The organism is Microvirga sp. 2YAF29, from assembly GCF_052114605.1.
Lineage (GTDB): Bacteria > Pseudomonadota > Alphaproteobacteria > Rhizobiales > Beijerinckiaceae > Microvirga.
In genome coordinates, this window is the sequence record NZ_JBFRFB010000010.1 from 69407 (window position 1) to 89835 (window position 20429).

20 protein-coding genes are annotated in these 20429 nt (G+C 59.4%); 3 read left to right on the forward strand and 17 right to left on the reverse strand.

Annotated features, from left to right (window positions below):
* Nucleotides 1-51 precede the first annotated feature (51 nt).
* The 4 genes from AB4Y85_RS14175 to AB4Y85_RS14190 all read right to left on the reverse strand — a co-directional run bounded on the left by AB4Y85_RS14175 (nucleotide 52) and on the right by AB4Y85_RS14190 (nucleotide 4409).
* Nucleotides 52-864: a carbohydrate ABC transporter permease gene (locus tag AB4Y85_RS14175; RefSeq protein WP_441985553.1), complete on the reverse strand. Its 813-nt coding sequence runs from the start codon at nucleotides 862-864 to the stop codon at nucleotides 52-54.
* Between the two features lie 32 nt (nucleotides 865-896).
* Nucleotides 897-1775, reverse strand: a complete 879-nt coding sequence (locus AB4Y85_RS14180) for a carbohydrate ABC transporter permease (RefSeq protein WP_441985554.1) — start codon at nucleotides 1773-1775, stop codon at nucleotides 897-899.
* Between the two features lie 87 nt (nucleotides 1776-1862).
* Nucleotides 1863-3119 (reverse strand): ABC transporter substrate-binding protein, encoded by a 1257-nt coding sequence (locus tag AB4Y85_RS14185; RefSeq protein WP_441985555.1) that lies wholly within the window; start codon nucleotides 3117-3119, stop codon nucleotides 1863-1865.
* 366 nt (nucleotides 3120-3485) lie between these two features.
* A complete protein-coding gene (locus AB4Y85_RS14190) occupies nucleotides 3486-4409 on the reverse strand; it encodes a LysR family transcriptional regulator (protein ID WP_441985556.1) in 924 nt (307 codons plus the stop codon).
* A gap of 157 nt (nucleotides 4410-4566) precedes the next feature.
* On the opposite strand from AB4Y85_RS14190, the gene AB4Y85_RS14195 reads away from it, so the two are divergent.
* The 3 genes from AB4Y85_RS14195 to AB4Y85_RS14205 are packed head-to-tail and all read left to right on the forward strand — an operon-like array spanning nucleotide 4567 to nucleotide 7944.
* Nucleotides 4567-5532 carry a PDR/VanB family oxidoreductase gene (locus AB4Y85_RS14195; RefSeq protein ID WP_441985557.1) on the forward strand — a complete coding sequence of 322 codons (966 nt, stop codon included), beginning with the start codon at nucleotides 4567-4569 and terminating at the stop codon, nucleotides 5530-5532.
* Between the two features lie 27 nt (nucleotides 5533-5559).
* Nucleotides 5560-6561: an amidohydrolase family protein gene (locus AB4Y85_RS14200; protein ID WP_441985558.1), complete on the forward strand. Its 1002-nt coding sequence runs from the start codon at nucleotides 5560-5562 to the stop codon at nucleotides 6559-6561.
* A gap of 21 nt (nucleotides 6562-6582) precedes the next feature.
* Entirely contained in the window at nucleotides 6583-7944 is a 1362-nt protein-coding gene (locus tag AB4Y85_RS14205; protein WP_441985559.1) for an amidohydrolase family protein, read from the forward strand.
* 72 nt (nucleotides 7945-8016) lie between these two features.
* Here the strand turns inward: AB4Y85_RS14205 and AB4Y85_RS14210 are convergent, their stop codons facing one another.
* The 13 genes from AB4Y85_RS14210 to AB4Y85_RS14270 are packed head-to-tail and all read right to left on the reverse strand — an operon-like array spanning nucleotide 8017 to nucleotide 20429.
* Nucleotides 8017-9492, reverse strand: a complete 1476-nt coding sequence (locus AB4Y85_RS14210) for an FAD-dependent oxidoreductase (protein ID WP_441985560.1) — start codon at nucleotides 9490-9492, stop codon at nucleotides 8017-8019.
* A 4-nt stretch (nucleotides 9493-9496) separates the two neighbouring features.
* Nucleotides 9497-10618 (reverse strand): ABC transporter substrate-binding protein, encoded by a 1122-nt coding sequence (locus AB4Y85_RS14215; RefSeq protein WP_441985561.1) that lies wholly within the window; start codon nucleotides 10616-10618, stop codon nucleotides 9497-9499.
* A gap of 36 nt (nucleotides 10619-10654) precedes the next feature.
* Complete coding sequence (locus AB4Y85_RS14220) at nucleotides 10655-11368, reverse strand: ABC transporter ATP-binding protein (RefSeq protein ID WP_441985562.1); 714 nt, start codon at nucleotides 11366-11368, stop codon at nucleotides 10655-10657.
* On the reverse strand, nucleotides 11361-12122 hold the full coding sequence (locus tag AB4Y85_RS14225; RefSeq protein ID WP_441985563.1) for an ABC transporter ATP-binding protein: 762 nt from the start codon (nucleotides 12120-12122) through the stop codon (nucleotides 11361-11363). Before AB4Y85_RS14225 ends, AB4Y85_RS14220 begins: the two co-directional genes overlap by 8 nt.
* A gap of 3 nt (nucleotides 12123-12125) precedes the next feature.
* On the reverse strand, nucleotides 12126-13013 hold the full coding sequence (locus AB4Y85_RS14230) for a branched-chain amino acid ABC transporter permease (RefSeq protein WP_441985564.1): 888 nt from the start codon (nucleotides 13011-13013) through the stop codon (nucleotides 12126-12128).
* A 4-nt stretch (nucleotides 13014-13017) separates the two neighbouring features.
* Nucleotides 13018-13908 (reverse strand): branched-chain amino acid ABC transporter permease, encoded by an 891-nt coding sequence (locus AB4Y85_RS14235; protein ID WP_441985565.1) that lies wholly within the window; start codon nucleotides 13906-13908, stop codon nucleotides 13018-13020.
* A 48-nt stretch (nucleotides 13909-13956) separates the two neighbouring features.
* The gene (locus AB4Y85_RS14240; protein ID WP_441985566.1) at nucleotides 13957-14298 is read right to left on the reverse strand and encodes an NIPSNAP family protein; all 342 of its coding nucleotides are present in this window, start codon (nucleotides 14296-14298) and stop codon (nucleotides 13957-13959) included.
* A gap of 15 nt (nucleotides 14299-14313) precedes the next feature.
* Complete coding sequence (locus AB4Y85_RS14245; protein WP_441985567.1) at nucleotides 14314-15441, reverse strand: oxidoreductase; 1128 nt, start codon at nucleotides 15439-15441, stop codon at nucleotides 14314-14316.
* Between the two features lie 17 nt (nucleotides 15442-15458).
* Complete coding sequence (locus AB4Y85_RS14250) at nucleotides 15459-16229, reverse strand: SDR family NAD(P)-dependent oxidoreductase (RefSeq protein ID WP_441985568.1); 771 nt, start codon at nucleotides 16227-16229, stop codon at nucleotides 15459-15461.
* The gene (locus AB4Y85_RS14255; protein WP_441985569.1) at nucleotides 16226-17710 is read right to left on the reverse strand and encodes an FAD-dependent oxidoreductase; all 1485 of its coding nucleotides are present in this window, start codon (nucleotides 17708-17710) and stop codon (nucleotides 16226-16228) included. The genes AB4Y85_RS14250 and AB4Y85_RS14255 overlap by 4 nt, the downstream gene beginning before the upstream one ends.
* A complete protein-coding gene (locus tag AB4Y85_RS14260; RefSeq protein WP_441985570.1) occupies nucleotides 17707-18912 on the reverse strand; it encodes a cytochrome P450 in 1206 nt (401 codons plus the stop codon). Before AB4Y85_RS14260 ends, AB4Y85_RS14255 begins: the two co-directional genes overlap by 4 nt.
* Before the next feature lie 57 nt (nucleotides 18913-18969).
* The gene (locus AB4Y85_RS14265; protein WP_441985571.1) at nucleotides 18970-19731 is read right to left on the reverse strand and encodes an SDR family NAD(P)-dependent oxidoreductase; all 762 of its coding nucleotides are present in this window, start codon (nucleotides 19729-19731) and stop codon (nucleotides 18970-18972) included.
* The gene (locus tag AB4Y85_RS14270) at nucleotides 19728-20429 is read right to left on the reverse strand and encodes a ThuA domain-containing protein (protein WP_441985572.1); all 702 of its coding nucleotides are present in this window, start codon (nucleotides 20427-20429) and stop codon (nucleotides 19728-19730) included. Before AB4Y85_RS14270 ends, AB4Y85_RS14265 begins: the two co-directional genes overlap by 4 nt.

The following is a 20429-nucleotide window of genomic DNA, read 5'->3' on the forward strand; positions in this document are numbered from 1 at the left end:
CGTCATGCAAACTATGCCTAAAACCAAGCGTCAGGAGAAGCCTGCCATAGGCTATCCCTTGACGGCCCCCATCGTCAGACCACTCACGACGTAGCGCTGGAACACCATCGTCAGGATGAGGGCGGGCGCCATGATCGCGACGGATGCCGCCATGACTCCGCCCCAGTCGATATCGGCGTAGGAGAGGAAGTTGAACACGGCGATCGGCAGCGTCCTCGTCTTCTCCATGCTGAGCACCTGAGAAAAGAGGAAGTTGTTCCAGGAAAAGATGAATGACAGGGTCGTGGCCGTGATGATGCCGGGCCCGGACAAGGGAAGGATGATCTTAAGGAAGATGTAGTGCCGCGACGCGCCATCGATCATCGCCGATTCCTCGAGCTCCAAAGGAATGGTGTCGAAATAGCTCGACATGATCCAGACCACGATGGGCAGAGTGATAAGAACGTGGCTCAGCACCAGGGCCACGTAGCTGTCCATCAGCCCGAGGCGGGAGAAAATGATGTACCACGGCATCAGGAACGAGATGCCTGGCATCAGTCGCGCCAGAAGGATCACGAGCGCGAGCCGCCGTTGAGAAAAGCGTGCGATGGAATAGGCCGCCGGAAGGCCAAGCAGGAGCGACACGCCCACTGCAAAAACCGCAACAACTGTCGAATTGATGAAGTACCGGATGAAATCCTGCTCTTCGAACACCTTGTAATAGTTCTGGAACGTCGGGCTGAAGACGAATTTCGGCGGCCATGCGACGATGTCCACCTGGGTCTTGAGTGAGGAGGCCAGCATCCAAAGGAAAGGCATCAGCACGATCATGACCAGCATGACGACTGCGGCGTAAAACAGAATCGTGAATCCATTTTTTTTCATGAATGATCTTGTCCTGCGTTGGATGTCACCGTTCAAGATGCCGTTCGTTTGCTCAAGCGTGTGATAGCCATGCTGCACACAAGGACGACAAAGAAGAGCACCACCAGGATGACCGCAGCCTGCCCCATGCGGAAATACTCGAAGCTATACTTATAACCGATGATGTTGAGCGTCTCCGAAGCATAGCCGGGGCCTCCGCCTGTCATCGCAAAGATAATGTCAAAGGTCTTGAGGGCATCGATCAGACGCAGGACGACGGCCGTAAGGATAACCGGCATCACCATCGGGAGCGTGATGAGCCGGATGATCTGCCATTCGTTTGCGCCATCGATCCGCGCAGCCTCTGCCGACTCGTCGGAAAGGGCGGCAAGCCCGGCAAGCACGATCAGCGTGATCATGGGCGTCCATTGCCACACATCGACCAGGACAAGGGAGAACAGGACAGTGCTGGCATCGGAAATCCAAGAGCTGGCTGGCAGCCCAACTGACTCCAGAACGTAATTGGCCAACCCGATCGTCGGATCATAGAAAAGGTTGAACACAATTCCCACTGCGACCGGGGTCGCCACCAGAGGCAGGAGGAGCAGCAGCTTCACGAAGCCTCGACCGACGAAGGCGCGGTTCAGCAACAGAGCGGCCGCCACTCCAAACACGGTCTCCAGCGCCACGGCGGAAACGGTGAAAGCGATCGTACGCCACAGGGACTGCAGAAAGCGCGGCTCGATCAACACACGCCCGTAGTTCTCGAGGCCCACGAAGGATGGTGCAGTACCTGCCGTCAACGTCCAGTTCGTTAAGCTGATGTAGGTGGTGTAGAGGACTGGAAAGACCATCAGCAGCGCGACGAAAAGGATCGCCGGCAGGGGATAGATCCAACGGATATTGCTGTCCGCGTAATTGTTCTGGGTCATAAACTCTCGACAGGTGCAAGCGCTCGGCGCGCTTGGTATTTCGGATCGATGCCGCGCCGCCCGAAGGCGGCGCGGCACTCCGGGAGCTTATTGTCCGTACTCGCCCGTGTCGCGCAGCAGCGTATTCACCTTGGCGGCAAGCTCTTTTGCCATTTCGGCGATTTGCGGCGCCTCGCCCTTCGTGTTGATCGATTCAATAACGATCTCACCGATCAGGTCACGGGCCTCGCCAACAGCGCTCATGAAGGGCCTGTCGGTCGGATAGCCGTTCTTCGCCACGAACGCGCGCGTCTCGACGAGGCCGGGATCGACCTTAGCTATGACAGCTTGGTCCTCCCAGACGGAGGTCCGTGCCATCGTGATATTGGCAAGCATCGCCTTGGCGGCAAGCTCCTTGCTGGTGGCCCATTCAAGGAAGGTCTTCGCCAAGTCTTTCTTCTTCGACTGGCTCGCCATGGCGATGCCCCACGAGGACACGTAGAAGGGAGAATTCGTCTTTGGTCCAGCCGGGAACTTGGCGATTCCAACCTTGTCCGCTCCGAGCGACGTCTTTGCGGGATCGATAATCTGGCCATAGAAGACGGACGCGTCGGTCCACATCGCTACACGGCCTGCCTGGAACAGCGGCAGGATGTTTTCCCACGACATGGAAGTCACACCACGAGGGCCGTAGCTTCCGACGATCTTGCCATAATAGCGGATGCCATCGACCGCCTCTTTCGAGTCGAAGACAGCCACGCCCTTGTCGAGATACTGGCCGCCGAAATTATAGATGTAGCTGGAGAGCTGGGTTACGGCCGCAGCGCCTTTACCACGGGAGGCAAAACCTGCCACCCCTCCAGTATTGAGCTTCTCTGCAGCCGCCGCCAGTTCGTCGAAATTCGTAGGGACTTTGATGCCCGCGGCATCGAGAAGGTCCTTGCGATAGAACAGGACCTGCCATTCGGTAACCAGCGGAACGATGTTCGGCTTACCGTCGTAGGTAACGATGCTCACCGTATTCGCCGGATAATCCGAGAAGTCATAACCCGCCAAGGGCTCATACCACTTGTTCTTGGCGAAGAGTTTTCCGTCCTGCAGCGGGCGCGTCATGAAGACATCGACGGATGAGGAGGAGGTGGCAAACTCAGTGGTCAGTTTGGTCGTGAGCTGACTTTCCTGCAGACTCTCGGCATTGACCTTGATGCCGCTCTGTTTCTCAAATTCTGGAATCGCCGCCTTGAGGATGTCGCCATACGGATGATTGGCGAGAAGGACACGTATTTCCTTCGTCTGGGCAAATGCTCCACCACCCATGCCCAGTACAAAGGCCATGGCTAGGCCGAATTTCAATGTCGTTTTCATTTTTCCTCCCATTGGACCGGTATTTTCATAATCTAGCGTGACACCGGGTTCTTTCTAGGGAAGGTAGCATCAGGGCGAGGAGCGAGAAAAGCTTAAAAACTTTCGACACCAATTCGAACAGTGTAACGTATTTTTTGACCGATCAGGATTGGTGCAGAGGACTTTTCCACCCGCGCGATATGCATCAATGTTTCACTGATCATGATAAGCGCGAGTACCCGGTATGCTTATTGAGAGAAGACGCCCGAATGATCAGCCCGCGTATGATGCGCGCATCATACGCGGGCGACAATGGCGACCCAGCCTCAAAGTCCATCGATGTTGTATTCTCATCCGCACTCATCAAACTGAGTACACTCTGCTCGTTCAGGCGGCGCCTTCGCTCCGCGGCACGGTCTGCAGCAGGTAGTCTGCGAAGGCCTGCGCCGCATCGCTCAGGTCGCCCTCGTGTTTCCATGCCAAGCCGATTTCCAACGGCGGAACCGGTTCAGCAAGTGACAGGCGTTCGATCTTGCGCCCCTCGAGCGACCAGGGGCGATAGACCGTGTCGGCAACGATGGTCACTCCCAGATCAAGCCCGATCCACTCGCGCATCGCCTCCATCGATGTGGTGCGCAGCACCACGTTGGGTTCGAAGCCCAGAGGGCGGCCGAAATTACGCATCACCCTCTCGCCTTCATCGACCATCAGAAAGACGTAAGGTAGATCTGAGAGCTGTGCGAGGGACACGGACTTCTCGGTCAGCAACGGCGAGTTTCCGGAAACCCACAGACGGCGCTGTGAGCGCGCCAGCGTTCGGCTTTCCAACTCATCGGGGCGGCTGAGATTCGAAGTGAGAATGACTCCTATGTCGGCCCGCCCGGTGATCAGCGCCTCCTCGCATTCAGGGCGCGTCAACTCACTCAATGTCACCTCGACATTGGGGTGCGCGCTGCGGAACTTTCCGAGGTAGGGGAGCAGGAAGTAACCGATCACCACATGGGTCGCGACCAGACGCAGGTGACCGGACAGGTTCAGCGATGCCTGGAACGGCCACCGCCGCGCATCCTCAACAGCTCCAAGAATCTTCATCGCGTGTTGGTAGAAGAGATGCCCCCGGTGTGTCAGCGTTACGCCAGTGGCGTGTCGATCCAGAAGCGGCATTCCCAGGGTGCGTTCCAACTCAAGGATCGCCGTCGTGACCGCCGATTGCGACACCCCGACTTCAACCGCGGCATTGGCAATCTTTCCGGCTTCGGCGGCCGCCACGAAATAGGTAAGCTGCCGTAGAGTGAATTCCGGTATTTTCATCGCATTCCCCGATCGAGGAGCCAATCTGAATCGTTTGCCAAAGAGCAATCTGTTTTTCAGATACGTGCAATAACAATATTTAAATTGACTATATCACCCTGCGTAGCAAGTTGGCAACGTTAGGCGAAATGCCCTCATCGTTCATGGGAGTTGACCGATGAACTCATTGCAGGTTCGCGTTGCAGCGATCCGCAAGGAAGCGACCGACATTGCTTCCCTCGAACTGGTTCCGGAAAACGGCCAGGCTCTGCCCGTGTTTGAACCGGGCGCGCATGTTGATGTCATGTTGCCGGGTCTGCCCATGCGCCAGTACTCCTTGTGCAATCCACCTTGGGAAACGCACCGTTACGTGGTCGCGGTGTTGAAGGAACCGGAATCGCGAGGGGTCTCACGTCACATACACGAAAGAATCTCGGTAGGTGACATGCTCCTCATCAGTGAGCCGAAGAACCACTTCGCGCTGGAACCTTCGGCGAAGCGTACTCTGCTGCTGGCCGGTGGCATTGGTGTAACCCCGCTGCTGGCGATGGCCGAGTCACTGGCAGCGAATGGTGCCAACTTCGAAATGCATTACTGCGCTCGCAGCCGCGACCGCTTGGCGTTCACGGAGATTCTGTCGGCCGAGAGATTTCATGGCCGGGTACATCTGCGCCTGGACGATGGGCCGGAGGAGCAAAGGCTGACGCTCGGACCGCTCCTGGCAAAGCGGGATCAGCAGGATCATCTTTATATCTGCGGGCCGACCGGCTTCATCCAGTACGTGAAATCCTCAGCGCTCGCTGCGGGCTGGCCTGAGGATGCGATCCATACCGAACATTTCTCGGGCAGCGTCGAACAACTCGATACCGATTCAGATTTCGAAATCGAGATCGAAGGAAGCGGTCAGATCGTCACCGTGGCCAAGGGACAGACCGCACTGGATGCGTTGCTGAATGCCGGGCTGGACGTGCCGAATTCATGCACCGAGGGCGTTTGCGGCATGTGCATGACGCAGGTGGTCGAGGGGATTCCAGACCATCGCGACCAGTTCCTCACCGCTGCCGAGCGGTCACGCAATGACACCTTTATGCCCTGCTGCTCTCGTTCGAAGACGCCCAAGCTGGTGATCGCCAATGAATATTGAGACTTCATCATATCCGGGACGGTCCGCATGAGCCATTCACCCAAAACCGCCCGCGTCATAGACGTGCACGCCCATGCAGTCCTGAGCGAGACCATGGGCGCAGCTGGAGAATATGGGCCGGAGATCGGAGCCACGCCTCAAGGTCAGCCTTGGTTTCGGGTCGGCAGCTATAGGCTGGACGGAGTGCGCTATATCGGCAGCCCGTTCATGGATCCTGAACTGCGCCTCAAGCGCATGGATGAGGCAGGGATCGATTATCAGGTTCTGTCACCCAATCCCCTCACCTACTTCCACTTCATCCCGCCTGCCGACGCCATTCGCTATTGCCGGACGCACAATGACGCTCTAGCCCGGGTCGTGGCTCCGAGAGCAGGACGGCTTGGGGCGTTGGCCGCTTTGCCCATGCAGGATGTTACTGCCGCCTGCGAGGAATTGCGGCGGTCTGTGACCGAGTTGAGAATGCTTGGCGCGCAGATCGGCACGAATATGCCGCATCTCTTGGACGATCCGAAGATGGATGCGCTCTATGAGACCTGTGTGGCGTTGAACGTGCCGTTGTTCATCCATCCGGGGCCGGCAGGCATCGACGGACCACCGGGAGATCCTGCGCTTAAGCAATTCGACCTCGATGTAGTGGTCGGCTTTGCCGCACAGGAAGTGCTGGCGATCTGCACCCTCGTTTATGGCAGCGTGCTGGATCGGCATCCACGGCTGGATCTCTGTCTCAGCCATGGCGGCGGCGCGATGGGCTATCTCTTCGGGCGCATGAAACGTGCCGTGAAGAAGCGTCCCTGGGTGCCGGAAGCCCTGAAGCCAGAGGGCGCGCTAGAGGAACGCCTGCAGCGCATCTGGTTCGACAATCACCTGAATCACGATCCTTCGCTCGACCTGCTGAAGTCACTTATCGGAGATGATCGGCTGGTTTACGGCACGAATTTTGCCGGCTGGGACGCACCGGATGCCGGTGACGGCCATGCGCCCGAGCCGAAGCTGGCGGATAACGCGCGTCGATTGTTGAGATTGAACTAATATTAAAAGGGAGATTTCGCCATGCAGAAGAACACCATCGTCAGGAATGGCAGAGTGATCGATGGCACGGGCGCCGCGCCGATCGCGACGTCGATCCTTATCAAGGACGGAAAAATCGCAGCCCTTGGCAGCACGGCAGAGGCGCAGGCGGAGGGGGTAAGGGTCATCGACGCATCCGGCCAGACCGTCATGCCCGGCCTCATCGATGCCCATTGCCATCTCGCCTTCGACGACGCGGCCTCGAATGCCGAGATTTTCCATCAGCGCCGCGATGCGCTTTCAGCTCTCGTGGCTTCGTATAACGCACGCAAGTTGCTGCGCGCCGGCGTAACCGGGGTGCTCGATCCTGACAGCACGTTCGAAAACATGAAGGACCTGCGCGATGCGATTGACGCCAACATCGTCGAAGGTCCGCGAATGTCCTGTGGTGCCTATGCGCTGATCAACAACCTCGGCGGAACCGCAGGCACACTCATCAACGACAAGGGTGTCACCGGCTATTATAAGGCCGTTTCGGGGCGTGACGAAATCGTTGCCGAGATCCGCCGTCAAATCAAGCACGGCGCGGACTGGATCAAGGTCCACGTCACTGGCGTCGTCCCACGTATGGCTCATCTCGGGGAGGTCTGCGTCTGGACCGAGGACGAACTGAAGCTCATCTGCGACACGGCGCATGAGCTGCACACGCCGGTCATGGGCCATTGCCGGGGCGCGGAAGCCACTCGCCGAGCTGCGGTCGCAGGTTTCGACCTGATCTTCCACGCCACGGCCATGGACGAGGCGGCGCTCCGTGAGGTGATAGACCGCAAGATCCCCATTGCCCCTGCCCTGACCTTCCAGGCGAACATGGTGGATTTCGGACCGAGGCTCGGCACATCGGACAACCTGATCCGCCTCTTCGAGCGCGAGATCACGGAAAGCATCGAGACCCTCACCGAAGCACATAAGGCGGGCGTGCCGATCCTCTGCGGCTCGGAATCCGGCTTCTCGCTGGTCCCTTACGGGGACTGGCACTATCGTGAAATGGAAGTGCTGGTGAAGTATTTCGGTTTCTCGCCGCTCGAGGCGATCCGGTCTGCAACGTTTGAAGGTGGTTTCGCATTGCGCATGCAAGGCCGCGTCGGCGCTATCCTCGAAGGCTACGAGGCAGATATCATCTTCGTGAACGGCCGAGTTGAGGAAGATGTCACCATTCTCGGCAATACCGACAACATTACTCGGGTGATGATCGGCGGCGTCGAGAAGAACATCGCACCGCTCCCCAACCGCAAGCCGATCACCGGCTGGCGTCTTGCCAGCATGGGCAAGAAACTGACCCGAGACTATATCGAAGTGGTCAACCCGGATCCGAACGAGCCTTTCAATCCCGAAGAGCTGCATTGAAGGCTGGAACGTTAATATACGAAAAAGAGCGGCCAAAAGGCCGCTCTTCTCACATGCAGAGATCGAAACGTTCTACTCGCGCATGTTGACCAACGCGATGCGGGTGCCCAGCATGCTCGGCAAGAATGTACCCTGCAGGATGGGCCCTGAGATTTCGCCGGTCCATCCCTCGGTCACAGCGCAGCCCGCGACGCGGCCCAGCGTGAAACCGCCACAGAGGCGCATGCCGCCCAACTCGGCTGTCGGGTTCAATCCTCCGACTGAATCTCCCGCCGCGTAGAGACCTGGGATCGCTTCTCCGAAAACGTCCACGACCTGCATTGCGGAATTCACCCGCATGCCGCCGCTGACGAAGTTCGAGCCGACGACCATCGGCACCGCATGGAATGGCCCCTCAGAAATCGGCCGCCTCCCCTCCAGCAGAATGACACGGCCGAACCGATTGTCCTTCTTATCGTCCGTAGCCAAAAAAGCATTCCATTCAGCCACTGAAGCGGTCAGCGCCTGCGAGTCTATTCCTACTCGCACCCCTAGCTCGTCCAGCGTCGGAGCAGAGACGGAAGGCTCCGGCATCTGCGCCAGCAGCGCAGCCTTTCGTGTGAAGGTCGCGTTGTCGAAGATGTAATACGCAGCTTTGTTAGGTTGATGCTGAAGAGCTTCGACGCGCCGCTCATAAGGGCCAGCCTCATCATGAAAGCGTGCCCCGTCCCGGCTTACCGCGATACAATCCTCCACAAAGGATGATGAAACGATCACCAGCGGCAGCACCTGCCCCATATTGATGAGATCGGCGCCCACTGCCCCAGCCATCAAATGACCGTCGCCGCGAGACGTATCGATACCCAGATAAGGGGCGTGCGCCAGGAAGCCTGGCACGTGGCGCGCACGAAGCTCGGGGTTTGCCTGATACCCACCTGCGGCCAGAACGATGCCCTTGCGCACGCGCCAGCGCAGCTTACGCCCTCGCGCATCCTGAGCTAGCAGGCCTGTCACACGTCCGTTCTCGGATATCAGACGGCGCGCGGAGGTCCGCGTGAACAGCCGGACATTCGGCATGGCAAAGTCTGGTTCGAAAGCCCGGCGGAATGCCCTCATGTCCTCGACAGCCAGCATCCGGTCCGTGCGATGCTGGAGCGGTCGCGGAATGAACCGTGAGAAGCGAATTCCTCGAGCCAGAAGGATCTCGTAAGTTTCGGCACTGAGCTCAGCGAACATGCGGAGCAGGACCGGGTCATGGATCAGGGGATAGCGGTCGCGCAGCAGATCCATGCTGCGCTCGGCATCCGCAATGAAGGCCTCGATACTGTCGGAAATGCCAGCCTCGGCCTGCGCCCGCGAGTTCACGAAAGCCATGTAACCGGTGGACCACACCGAATTACCGCCGATATCGTCCAATGCCTCGACGGCATGCACTTCTGCGCCGGTCGCGGAAGCCGCCGCAGTCGCGGCCATTCCTCCGGGACCTGTTCCGACCACGAGAACATCGCAGTCGAACTCGGCATCGGGCGTTTCGCCCGATGCCTGCGTGTTGGAGGATAGCGATGTCATGGGCTTACTCGGCCACTTCCCAGCCACCCTTGTTGACGCGCATCACGATGCTGCCGTGCTTGGGAAGTCGACCTTCGCCGAAGGTCATCTTACCATCGCCCATCAACACCGTAACGTCCTTGGTGTCCGTTAGACTTGCCCGCAACGTCTCACGCGTGACGTCGCCTTTGATCTTGCTGACTGCGGCAGCGATGATCGACATCATCGAGTGGCCGGTCGCCGCCCAATGATCAGGCGGGATGCCGTACTTTGCCTGATAGCGTTTGGCGAAGTCGCGGGTAGCGTCCGAATACCCGGCAACGAAGATCGACGGGAACAGCGTTCCATCACCAGCGGAGCCCGCAGCATTGATGTATTGCGTCGAGCCCAGGCCCGTATCGCCCGACAGAATGGTTTTGGGATCCAGACCGGCCTGTTTCGTTTGCAGGATGATGTTGGCGGCCTGCTCCGGAGGGGTGGTCACGAAAAGGCACTGAGGATCGGCATCGACGATCTTGGTCGCCAGCGCGGTGAAGTCGGTGTCCGTCGCGAGGATTTTCTCGTCCGCCAGGATCTCGACGCCCTTCTCCTTCAACGTATCGCGGAAAACATCCTTCTGGATGATGTAGCCGGGGTTATCGAGGATCGAGACGAGATAGCAGTTTGCCGGTTTCAGCTTGCCGCCGATATACTCTGCCAACGGACGCATATAGGTGCTGGCGGTTTCCGTGGATTTGAAGATCCACTGGCCAAGCGGCAGAACCTCGTTGGTCATCGCCACGGTGAACATCGGCACTCCGAGTTGCACCGCAACGGGGCCGGTCGCCATGCTCTCAGCCGAGGAGATCGGTCCGAGGATCAGGTCGACCTGATCCGTGTTGGTCCGCCGGGTCAGGAGGGAAATGGCCTCCTGACGGTCGGAGCGATTGTCGTCATAGGTGATCGTGACTGTATGCGGCCCATAGGCACCAGCGGCTTTCAGCTCCTCATCGGCCATCTTGATGCCGTTGACGAGCGGCACGCCGACAAAGGCGTAGGTACCGGTGGTGGACAGGATCGCGGCGATCTTGACCTCATCGGCTTTTGCAGCGCCTCCCAGCACCGTGGCCGCCAGGATCGTAGAACAGAGCAGTTTGCTTATCTTCATTATCGTCTCCTCCCAGTGTCTATTGGGCCTTTGCCGTCAGGCATCGGCCATCACGCCGAGGTAATGCGACACCACAGCATCATCCTTGGCGAGTTCTTTACTAGCCCCCGACTGCACGATCCGGCCTTGATCGAGAATGTAGGCGCGGTCCGACAATTCGAGCGCGAGATGTGCGTTCTGTTCAATGAGCAGAATAGTCATGCCCCGTGACTTCAACGTGCGCAGAGCAGCGAAGACCTGGCTGATGACCACCGGCGCGAGACCAAGGCTCGGCTCGTCCAGAAGCAGCACTTTGGGCATTCCCATCAGCGCCCGGCCAATCGCCAGCATCTGCTGCTGTCCTCCCGATAGCGAACCGGCGAATTGAGCCGAACGCTCCCTGAGGATCGGAAACAGGTCATAGACGTCGTCGAGCTTTGTCTCGGAGTGACGGCCACGCAGAGCCGTGAGACCCAGTTGCAGGTTCTCGAGCACGGTGAGTTCGGGGAATACCTGCCTGCCTTCCGGAACCTGCAAAACGCCGAGCCCCGAAATGTCCCATGGTTTCATGGAGGTCAGTTCCACACGGTCCAGCAGAATGTTTCCCGAGGCCGCTGGCACGATACCGGAAACTGCATTGACCAGCGTGGACTTGCCGGCTCCGTTCGGACCGATCAGCGCCACGACCTCACCGTCGTTGACAGTGAGAGACACGCCGCGCAGGGCCTGAATGCCGCTGTAGCGAACCTGAAGGTCCCGTATATCAAGCATGCTCGCCTCCGATATAGGCGGTGATCACCGCAGGATCGCGCAGAACGGCCGCTGGGGGGCCTTCGGCAATGAGACGACCGCCATCCAGAACGTAGATCTGCTCGCAGAGCTTCGAGACGAAGCGGATGTTGTGCTCGATCAGAAGGATGCCTTTGCCGCTCTGGGCAAGACCGAGGAACAGATCGGCCAGAACGTCGGATTCAACATCGTTCATTCCGGCGATCGGCTCGTCGAGCAGAATGTAATCTGGATCCGAGGCCAGGGCCCTCATCATCTCGACCTTGCGCTGATGGCCATAGGCGAGTGAGCCTGCCGGATGCTCGGCAAGATCGCTCATTCCGAATTGGGTCAGCAGCCCATAGGCCTTCCTGCGGACCTCCGCAGTCTCGTGCCGCGACGAAGGTAAGCCCAACAACGCGGCGATGGTCGAGCACCGCTCGTGCCTGTGAAACCCGATCAGAATGTTCTCCAGCACCGAATTTTCGGGCAAGATACGGATGTTCTGAAAGGTCCGCGCCAGCCCTGTCCGACAGATCTGATCGGCCGGGATATGCGTGATGTCGCGGTCACCCACGACAATGCGTCCGGCACTGACGGACAGCATGCCGGTGATCATGTTGACGATGGTCGTCTTGCCCGCGCCGTTCGGGCCGATCAGTCCGGTGATCTTGCCCCTGGGCACCGTGATGTTCACGCCGCTGGATGCGATCACGCCGCCGAAGTTTTTGCTGACGTCGATGAGTTGCAATGACATGGCTCAGCTCCTCGTCGCAGCGACGGCGGCCGTCTGGCCGGACTTGTTGCCGAGGCGGCGAGCGCGGGCCCGCTCGATCAGCGTGTCCGCGATTCCGCGTGGAAGGAAGTTGATGGTAAGGATCAGGAGAAGCCCGTAAACCAGCATTCGCGCATCGGCCAGCGGTCGGACGAATTCCGGCAGCAGGACCAATAGTGCGGTCCCGATAATCGGGCCGATGATCGTGTTGCGGCCACCGAAGACGACATAGGACAGGATCGCGATCAGGAACGGGAAACCGAATTGCGAGGGCGCAAGTGCATAGGAGTGGAAGGCTTCGAGCGCCCCGTAGATCCCGGCCAAAGCCCCCGAGATGACGAAAGCAAGCGCCTGATGCCGCGTGATCGAGACACCGAGCGAGGCCGCCACAGCTTCGTTCTGTCGGATGGCGTCGAAGGCCCGCCCCAGCCGGCTGCGCATGATCGTGATCATGACATACACAGTGATGATTCCGGCGATCAGCAGCGTGAACGTTCCGACTTCCTTGGGAATACCGTTGAAGCCTTGAGCACCGCCGGTGACCCTATCGGCATAGACGTTCAGCGCCAGAACGATCTGAATGAAGGCGACGGTAGCGATGGCCTGATAGACGCCGCGCAAGCGGGCCAGCGGGATCGACAGCAAAAGCGCCATCAATCCGCCGGTGATGGCGGCAGCCAGGATCGCGAGAGGCGCCGGCCAGCCATAGGTGACCGCCAGGATTCCGCCCGTATACGCACCGACGGCAGCCAGGCCGACCGTGGCCAGCGAGAAAACGCCCGCCCTCAGCACCAGCCACTGACTAAAGGCCAATCCTAAGTGCAACAGGAAGACATCGAGAAGCGGCTGATAGCCCAGAATGTAATTAGCCATCAGATTACCTCCGACCACGCAGGCTACCGGCTTCCTCACGTCCCATCAGACCGTTCGGCATGACGAGAAGAATGAGGAACATCGTGAAAAAGATGAAGGCGTTTGTCAGACCCGAAGGCAGGTATGCGATGGCCAACGTCTGGACCATACCGAAGATCAAGCTCGCCAGCAGAGCGCCGGGAATGCTTCCCAAACCGCCAAGAATGATGATGACGAAGCCGAACAGCAGGTATGGCTCGCCCATCGTGAAGTTGATGTTGTTGAAGGCAAGCCCCACCAACACGCCAGCAGCACCTGCCAGCGCGCCGGAAATGAAATAGGTCAGGTTGTAGATGCGGTTCGGGTTGACGCCGACCAGCATGGCCGCCTTTTCGTTGCCCGTTACCGCGCGGACGCGCCGCCCGAAGGAAGTGCGGTAGACGAACCATGCCATCAACACCACGATGATGATCGCGGTCGCCATCATGATCAATTGCAGAGCCGATACCCGCAGGCCCCAGAAACGGAAGATCACCACGGGTACGGTATCGAACGGGAAGCGGAGCACCTGCGTCTGCGAGACCCACTGCCAGACGGTCATGATCACCAGGCTGGCACCCATCGACGAAATGATGGCGCCAAATTCGGCCTCGCCCGTCCTCCGCAGACGCCGAAAGCAGATGATCTCGATGATCACTGAAAGAATCCCTGAGCCGATGACGGCAACAACGAAACCCAGTATCAGTGATCCTCCGGCTTTAACCGTGTAATAGGCAAGAAACGCGCCGGTCATGAACACCGCGCCATGCGCGAGATTCAAGAGACGCTGCACACCGAAGACGAGGTTGAAGCCTACGGCGAACAATGCGTAGACTCCCCCGACAACTAAGCCGTTCAGCAACTGCTGGATCAGCATTCGATTTTCCTCCATCTCCGGATCTTTGTCGTCCGGATGATATTCTTGTTAGACGGATTCTCCGTCCTGCGCTTTTAGTCCAATTGGTGAGAAATGCGTTGGCGTGAGTATGCGACTTTCCTGACGGACGAGCATCGGTAAAATCTCGGCGAGGAAGCTCCGCCATTCCGGTTCCGCTACGAGCCGGGCACGGCGCTCTGCTCGATCGGCCAAGCTGTCGTAGGCCCATAGATGAACAGTCTGGTTCTGCTCGCCGAACTCCGACGTGAAATACCCTAGCATCCGCCCGAGAATCCTGCATTGAAGCTCGCGGCCGTGTGCATCGTAGGCTGCCATGAACAAGGGAACCTTGCCAGGATGGAATGTGTAAATGCGTTCCTCGACGATCATGCTTGTACGCTTTCCTCAAATCAGCCTGTCCAAGAAGCTTCGGTCGTAATTCCTCAAACTCGTCATATCGCCGGATAGAACACACTGCGGGAGTGTGGGATTAGCCAACAACGCTCGACCAAGAGCGATCATATCGAACTCGCCCTGGTCTATTCCGTCGCTGACCCGTTGAAGGCTTTCAGGGACCAGTGTGCTGTGAAGCTTGCCGTCGTGAGCCTTGAAATCGGTTTTCAGCATGACCGATCCAACTGCGATCACCGGCTTGCCGGTTAGTCGCCGCACCCAGGCCGCCGGAGATAGTTCGTTGCCTGGGAAAGCCGGCTCCCAGAAGCGGCGAGTCGAGACATGGAAGCCATCGGCACCGGCTCTAACCAGCGGTGTCAGCCAATCCGCCAACTGCTCAGGGCTGTCGGCAACACGCGCTGAGTAATCATGCTGCTTCCACTGTGAGAGACGAAGCGTCACAGGAAAGGCATCGCCGGCCATTGCCTTGCAAGCCAAAATGATTTCGACCGCGAAGCGACTGCGCTGTTGGAGATCACCGCCATAAGCGTCCTGGCGATGGTTGGTCTCAGCCCAGAAGAATTGATCCGGCAGATAGCCATGCGCGGCATGTATCTCGACTCCATCGAAACCGATATCACGGGCGGCGCGCGCCGCCTGAGCATAATCAGCGATGGTGCGAGAGATCTCCGATACGGTCATCTCGCGGCCATAAAATCGACCAGGAGCGGCCAGTCCGGAAGGGCTCAGCCGTTCAAGGCCAAGGCTGTCTTCCATACCGACCATCGAGGGCGTGAAGGAGCCGACATGCCAGATCTGTGCGAAAATCTTCGCACCGCCTGCATGAACCCGACGGACGATCCGCTCCCACCCGGCCAACGCATCGGCGCCATAGAGACGTGGCACGTCACGGCCGAAGCGGCCCTCTTCATTGGGAGCTGCGCCTTCGGTGACGATCAATGCGACGCCACCTTCCGCACGACGCGCATAGTATTCGGCCATCTCGTTCGTAGGCACGCCCTCCGGCGCCCTCTCGCGGGTCATTGGCGCCATGACGATCCGGTTGCGCAGCGCCAGGCCAGCCAAGTCCATGGGCTGAGCCAAGGCAGCAACACTTCCAAATCGGGCGTCCATGTCCATCTCAGTTGTATTCCATCTCAGGTTGCCAGAAAGCCTCCATCGACGGGAATGTCAGCGCCGCTGACATAGGCCGCCGCATCGGATGCGAGAAAGACAACGACCTTGGCGACATCATCCCATTCGCCTGTGCGGCGAAGCGGAATACGCTCGATCAGTTTGTCGCGCGTGGAATGGCTGGCGCCCTGGCGATCCCGCATCGGCGGCATGACGCCGGGATGAACGCAATTCACTCGAATGCCTTTCGGCCCAAGTTCGGCGGCGGCGCCGCGGGTGAAGGCGAGCACCGCTCCTTTGGTGGCGTGATAGGCCAGATGCACCCCGGGCGTGCCGATCCGCGCGCAGATCGAGCCGATGGTGATGATGGAACCGCCCGCCCCCATCAGCGGCACGATGGTTTGCACTCCCAGGAAGGCGCCGCGAAGGTTGATTGCGATCAGCCGTTCCATCAGGTCGGAGGACAGCACGTCCGGCGCGGCAGAGCCATTTGCACCGGCGTTGCAGACCAGGATGTCGACCTTGCCCTCACTCGCCGAGAGATCGGCGCCAAGAGTAGCCCACTCTTCCGCACTCGACACGTCGAGATGACGATAACGAGCAGATAGACCTTCGGCCTTCAGGGCTGTGACTACGCCCTGCCCTTCCTCATCAAGAATATCGGCAAGAATGACGTGCGCACCGGACTGAGCCAGCAATTCGGCTTCACGCCTGCCCATACCCGAAGCGGCACCGGTCACCAGTGCCACTCTTCCCGTCAGATCAAAGGATGTTTTGCCGGGTCCGCCGCTCATGCACGCGCTCCGGCATCGGCCAGTGCGGATTCCGCGGCGATCTGCCCAAAGCAGAATCCTTCCGAGAGGTTCGAACCATCCGAAGGGTAAAGCATGCCGGTGCCCTGCCCCAACTCTCCTGCTGCGTAGAGCCCCGGGATCGGCTGGCCGCGTGTGTCGAGAATTTGCGCACGAGCATTACGGCGGGGGCCACCGGTGGTATTCGAGCCTCCCGGATAGAGCCGCACGCAATAGAACGGACCCTCGTCCACCGGCACCATCGTCTCCGTCGGACGTCCGAAGGGGTCGGGCGCGCCTGTACGGCAGGCATCATTGTAGGCTTCGATGGAGGCTTCTGCGGCCGTTGGGTCCGCTACGCCCGCTGCCGACGCCGCTTCGGCAATAGTAGCGCCGGAGGCGATCCAGCCTCTGGCGATCTCGGCTTTGTTGTCTTCGCTCCAGCTATAGATGCCCACGGCATGCACCCCCACCGATGGCAGGGTCAGCATCCCGGCCTTGCGGCGCTTTTCGTCGAAAAACCAGTAGCAGGGATTGCGCGGGGTCTCGCCGGTCTCAGGATTGTACGCAAGCAGGTGATAGTAAAAGCCGTGCAGCAGGTTTGCCTGCGCGCTCTCGTCGGCGAACCGCTTGCCATAGCGATCAGTGATCACATAGCCAGGCGGATTGAGGAACAGCATGACGGAGAGGTCCTTGCCATCCTCCAACTCGAAATTGCCGATGGCACGGCCGATCATCTGGTTCATGTGCCAGAGATCCGCCCCCACCTCCTGCGCCATGCGCACACCATCGCCGGTATTGCCGGGGTTGCCGTAGAAGTAAACCGGCCACGCCCTCAGGTAGTCGCGCTTCATCTGGGTGTTATGCAGGTAGCCGCCACACGTAAGGATGACGCCTTTGCGAGCCTCGATGCGACGGCCATCCGTCGTTTCGACGCCGATGATGCGCCCCTCGTCATTCCGCAACAGACGGTCCGCGGGCGAATTCCACAGCACCGGCACATCTGTCTTGTCATGGAAGTTGACGGCAAGCTTTTCCCATAAGAAGGGCCCGGCCTTTCCATTCAAATCGAGGCGTGTCTTGGCGCCGCCCGGCTGAAAGACTCCGAAGGCGTCCGAGCCCTCGAAGTCCGGATGTTCGGCGCCGCCCACCCGGCACAGGTCCAGCTCCGGGGCAATCTCATGAAGCCAGTCGATAAGACCCAAGGCACGTATGGCCCAAGCCTCGCTGACATCGCGGGGCACCATGCCGCCCGCACAATGATCGAGATAGCGGGTTGCCTTCTCCACATCGGTGGTAGCCATCATCATGCCGCCGGACATGCGGGTGCTTGGCGTATGGGCATCTGGCGATTGCTTCTCCAGCACCAGCGTCTCGGCGCCGGCACGCCAGGCGGTGATGGCGGCTGCGAGCCCGGCGCAACCGAAGCCGACAACGACGATGTCGGCACTTCGGTCGAAGGTCATGTGACTTGCCGAAGTCATGCCGCCTGGTTCCCGCGTACAGTGAAGGGGAAGGTGTGGAAATGCTTGCGTGTGGTGCTCTCGTCGATGGTGGGCGCATCTGCCGGATGGAAGTCGACTCCCTCGCGCAACAGAGCGTGGATCACCAAGTAGAGAGTTCCGAATTCGGTCTCTTCCTCACCCGATCCTTCAGCGGTGATCGGCATACCGGCGGCGAGGATCCTGCCGACGCAAGCATGCATGCCTGCGCCAAAGCTCATTCCATGCAGCTGCACACGACGCGGCAGCTCACGATAGGGATTGAACTCGGCAGCATCGGCTCCGAAAACGGAAGGGTCGCGGTTGGCGATTGCAATGTTGATATCGACCTGGTCGCCTTCTGCGACTTCGGTCTGATCGGAAAGATGTACCGGGCAAAGAGCCTTGCGGCGGGCCACAGGGCTTGCCGGATGTAGGCGCAAGGATTCCCAAATGAACTTCTGCAGCAGCTCAGGACTGTTCAGCAGTTCGTTCCGGGTTTCGGGATGCTTCCTGCACCAGGCCAGGATTTCCCAGAGCGTATTTTGCAGTGCATTGGCGGTCGTGAACGCTCCTGCCAGGATGAAGAAAGCCGTGTCGCGAACCAGCTGGTCCTCCTCCACGCGGCCATCATAAGCCTGCAGCATGTAGGTCAGCATGTCGCGAGGAAGCTCGACGGAAGAATCCCCAGCCTTGCGGGCAATCAATTCGCGGCGGCGTGCTGCGGAATGGGCATAGAACTCGACCTTGAAGATCTCCAGCGCTTCGCGGATCTCATTGAGAGCCTCTTCGCGGCTCCCGCTCAGCATCTGACCCATGGTGGGGGCCTTACCGAGCTTTCCGATGATCATCTGGATGCGATCCGTCTGTTCTTCGGTCCTGTCGCGATCGAGACCGGCCACATCGGCTACAAGGTTGACCAGCACCCGATAGGCGAATTCGGTCATATCTCCGCCGCCAGCCTCGACCACCGGAGCGAGGGTTTCCTCGAGTGTCTTTGGGAAAACGCGGTTCTGGTATTGGCGAAAGAATTCGCGGGTAAAAAGGCTCTGGACGACCCGGCGCTTTTCCTTGTGCTCGTCGCCATGAAGAGACACCACAGCAGTGGTCAGAAAGATCGGATCGGCGTCGTAAAGAGCCTGCTTCAAGTCGGTAATGCGCAGGGTGGGTTCTACCTGCGCGAACTCGTTCACGTGATGCTGCATGAATGCAATCCTCCCTTGCGCCCCTCTCGGGCATTATTTTTTCGATCTTTTCTTTCTTCAGAAGTTCGATATCCCCAGTGCGAGCCCCCCATCCACCACCAGAGATGACCCAGTCGTCCATTCGGCGCAGCTCATATGAGCGATGGCCTCTGCGAGCTCCTCCTCCGTGCCGATACGACCCAGAGCGTGAGAGGCTTCAAGAGCCCTCATCCGGACAGCCTGTTCCTCGGCACTGACGATGCCGGCCCGGATGTTCAGTTCTGTTGAGACGGCGCCAGGGATCACGCAATTCACGCGGATGCCCTTCGGGCCGAGTTCAGCAGCCAGCACCTTCGCAAGTACCTCGACGGCGCCCTTCGTGGCGGCATAGGGAGAGGCGCTCGGATAGGATCTGCGGGTATGGACCGAGCCTATGAAAATCACGGCACCACGCCGCGCTTCGAGATGTGGAACCGACAGCGCGGTGAGGATCATTCCCGAGACCACATTGCTGTCGAACACATCGAGAAGGTCGCTACGTTTCATCTCCGTGATCGGACCGCGCAGCATGTTGCCGGCATTGTTGATCAGCGCGTCAAGCCCGCCGCCATGCGCGACTGCGGCCTCGACGACACGGGCACAGTCGCTGTCGCTCGTGATGTCGGCCACTTCGTAACGGCAATTTGCCCCAATGCTCTCGGCAACGGCACGGAGCTTCTCCTCGCGGCGCCCGCAGATCGTCACCTTTGCTCCATGCAGGGCGAAGTAACGGGCTGTGCCTTCACCGATGCCAGAGCCTCCCCCGGTGATCAGCACCGACATTTCATTCATCGGTCTCATGACAAGCGTTCTCCGTTCTGCCGGGCAGCCCAAAGCGCCGCCTGTTGAATGAGCCGCGCCTGACCGGGTTCTGTCAGGGAGGCAAGGTCGTGGCCGGTCGTCAGGGTCACAGCCCTGCCGGCAAACTCTCCACCCGCTCGTGCCCATGCCACCTGGTGGCTCACGCCGGCGACCGCGACGCCTTCTGCCAGGATGACCGAACCGGGATGCAGCGACAGATTGCGGTAATGTTCGTCGGAAACTGTGAAGGGCTTAACGCCCCGCGTCACCGGATGATCGGCAACCGGTGTGATGCGCACCGACTCGAGCCCAGGAGCATGGAAGCTGTCTCCCCAAACCCAGCCGCCGCCAAGAATGTCGTGCCAGCCCGACCAATCGTCGAAACAGATGCAACCGGTATGAAGCGAGATGAGTCCGCCGCCGCCCGCCACATGAGTTGTCAAGGCAGACTTCAGATCGTCGCCGGTTTCGTAGGCCCATTCGGCGCGGAATGGCTCATACTTATCGTTGCCCAACATTCTCCAGCGCAAGCCCTGGATCACCAGAAGGTCCGCAGGCTGTTCCAGCGCAGCAATCATCTCGGCCGGCTGGCTGACGATCTCCACAGCCATGCCTGCAGCGGCCAGAATGCCCGCTGTAGCTGCCGACATTTTTTCGAAGTCGTGGTAGATCCCGCCGGTGAAGATGATTGCGCGCAT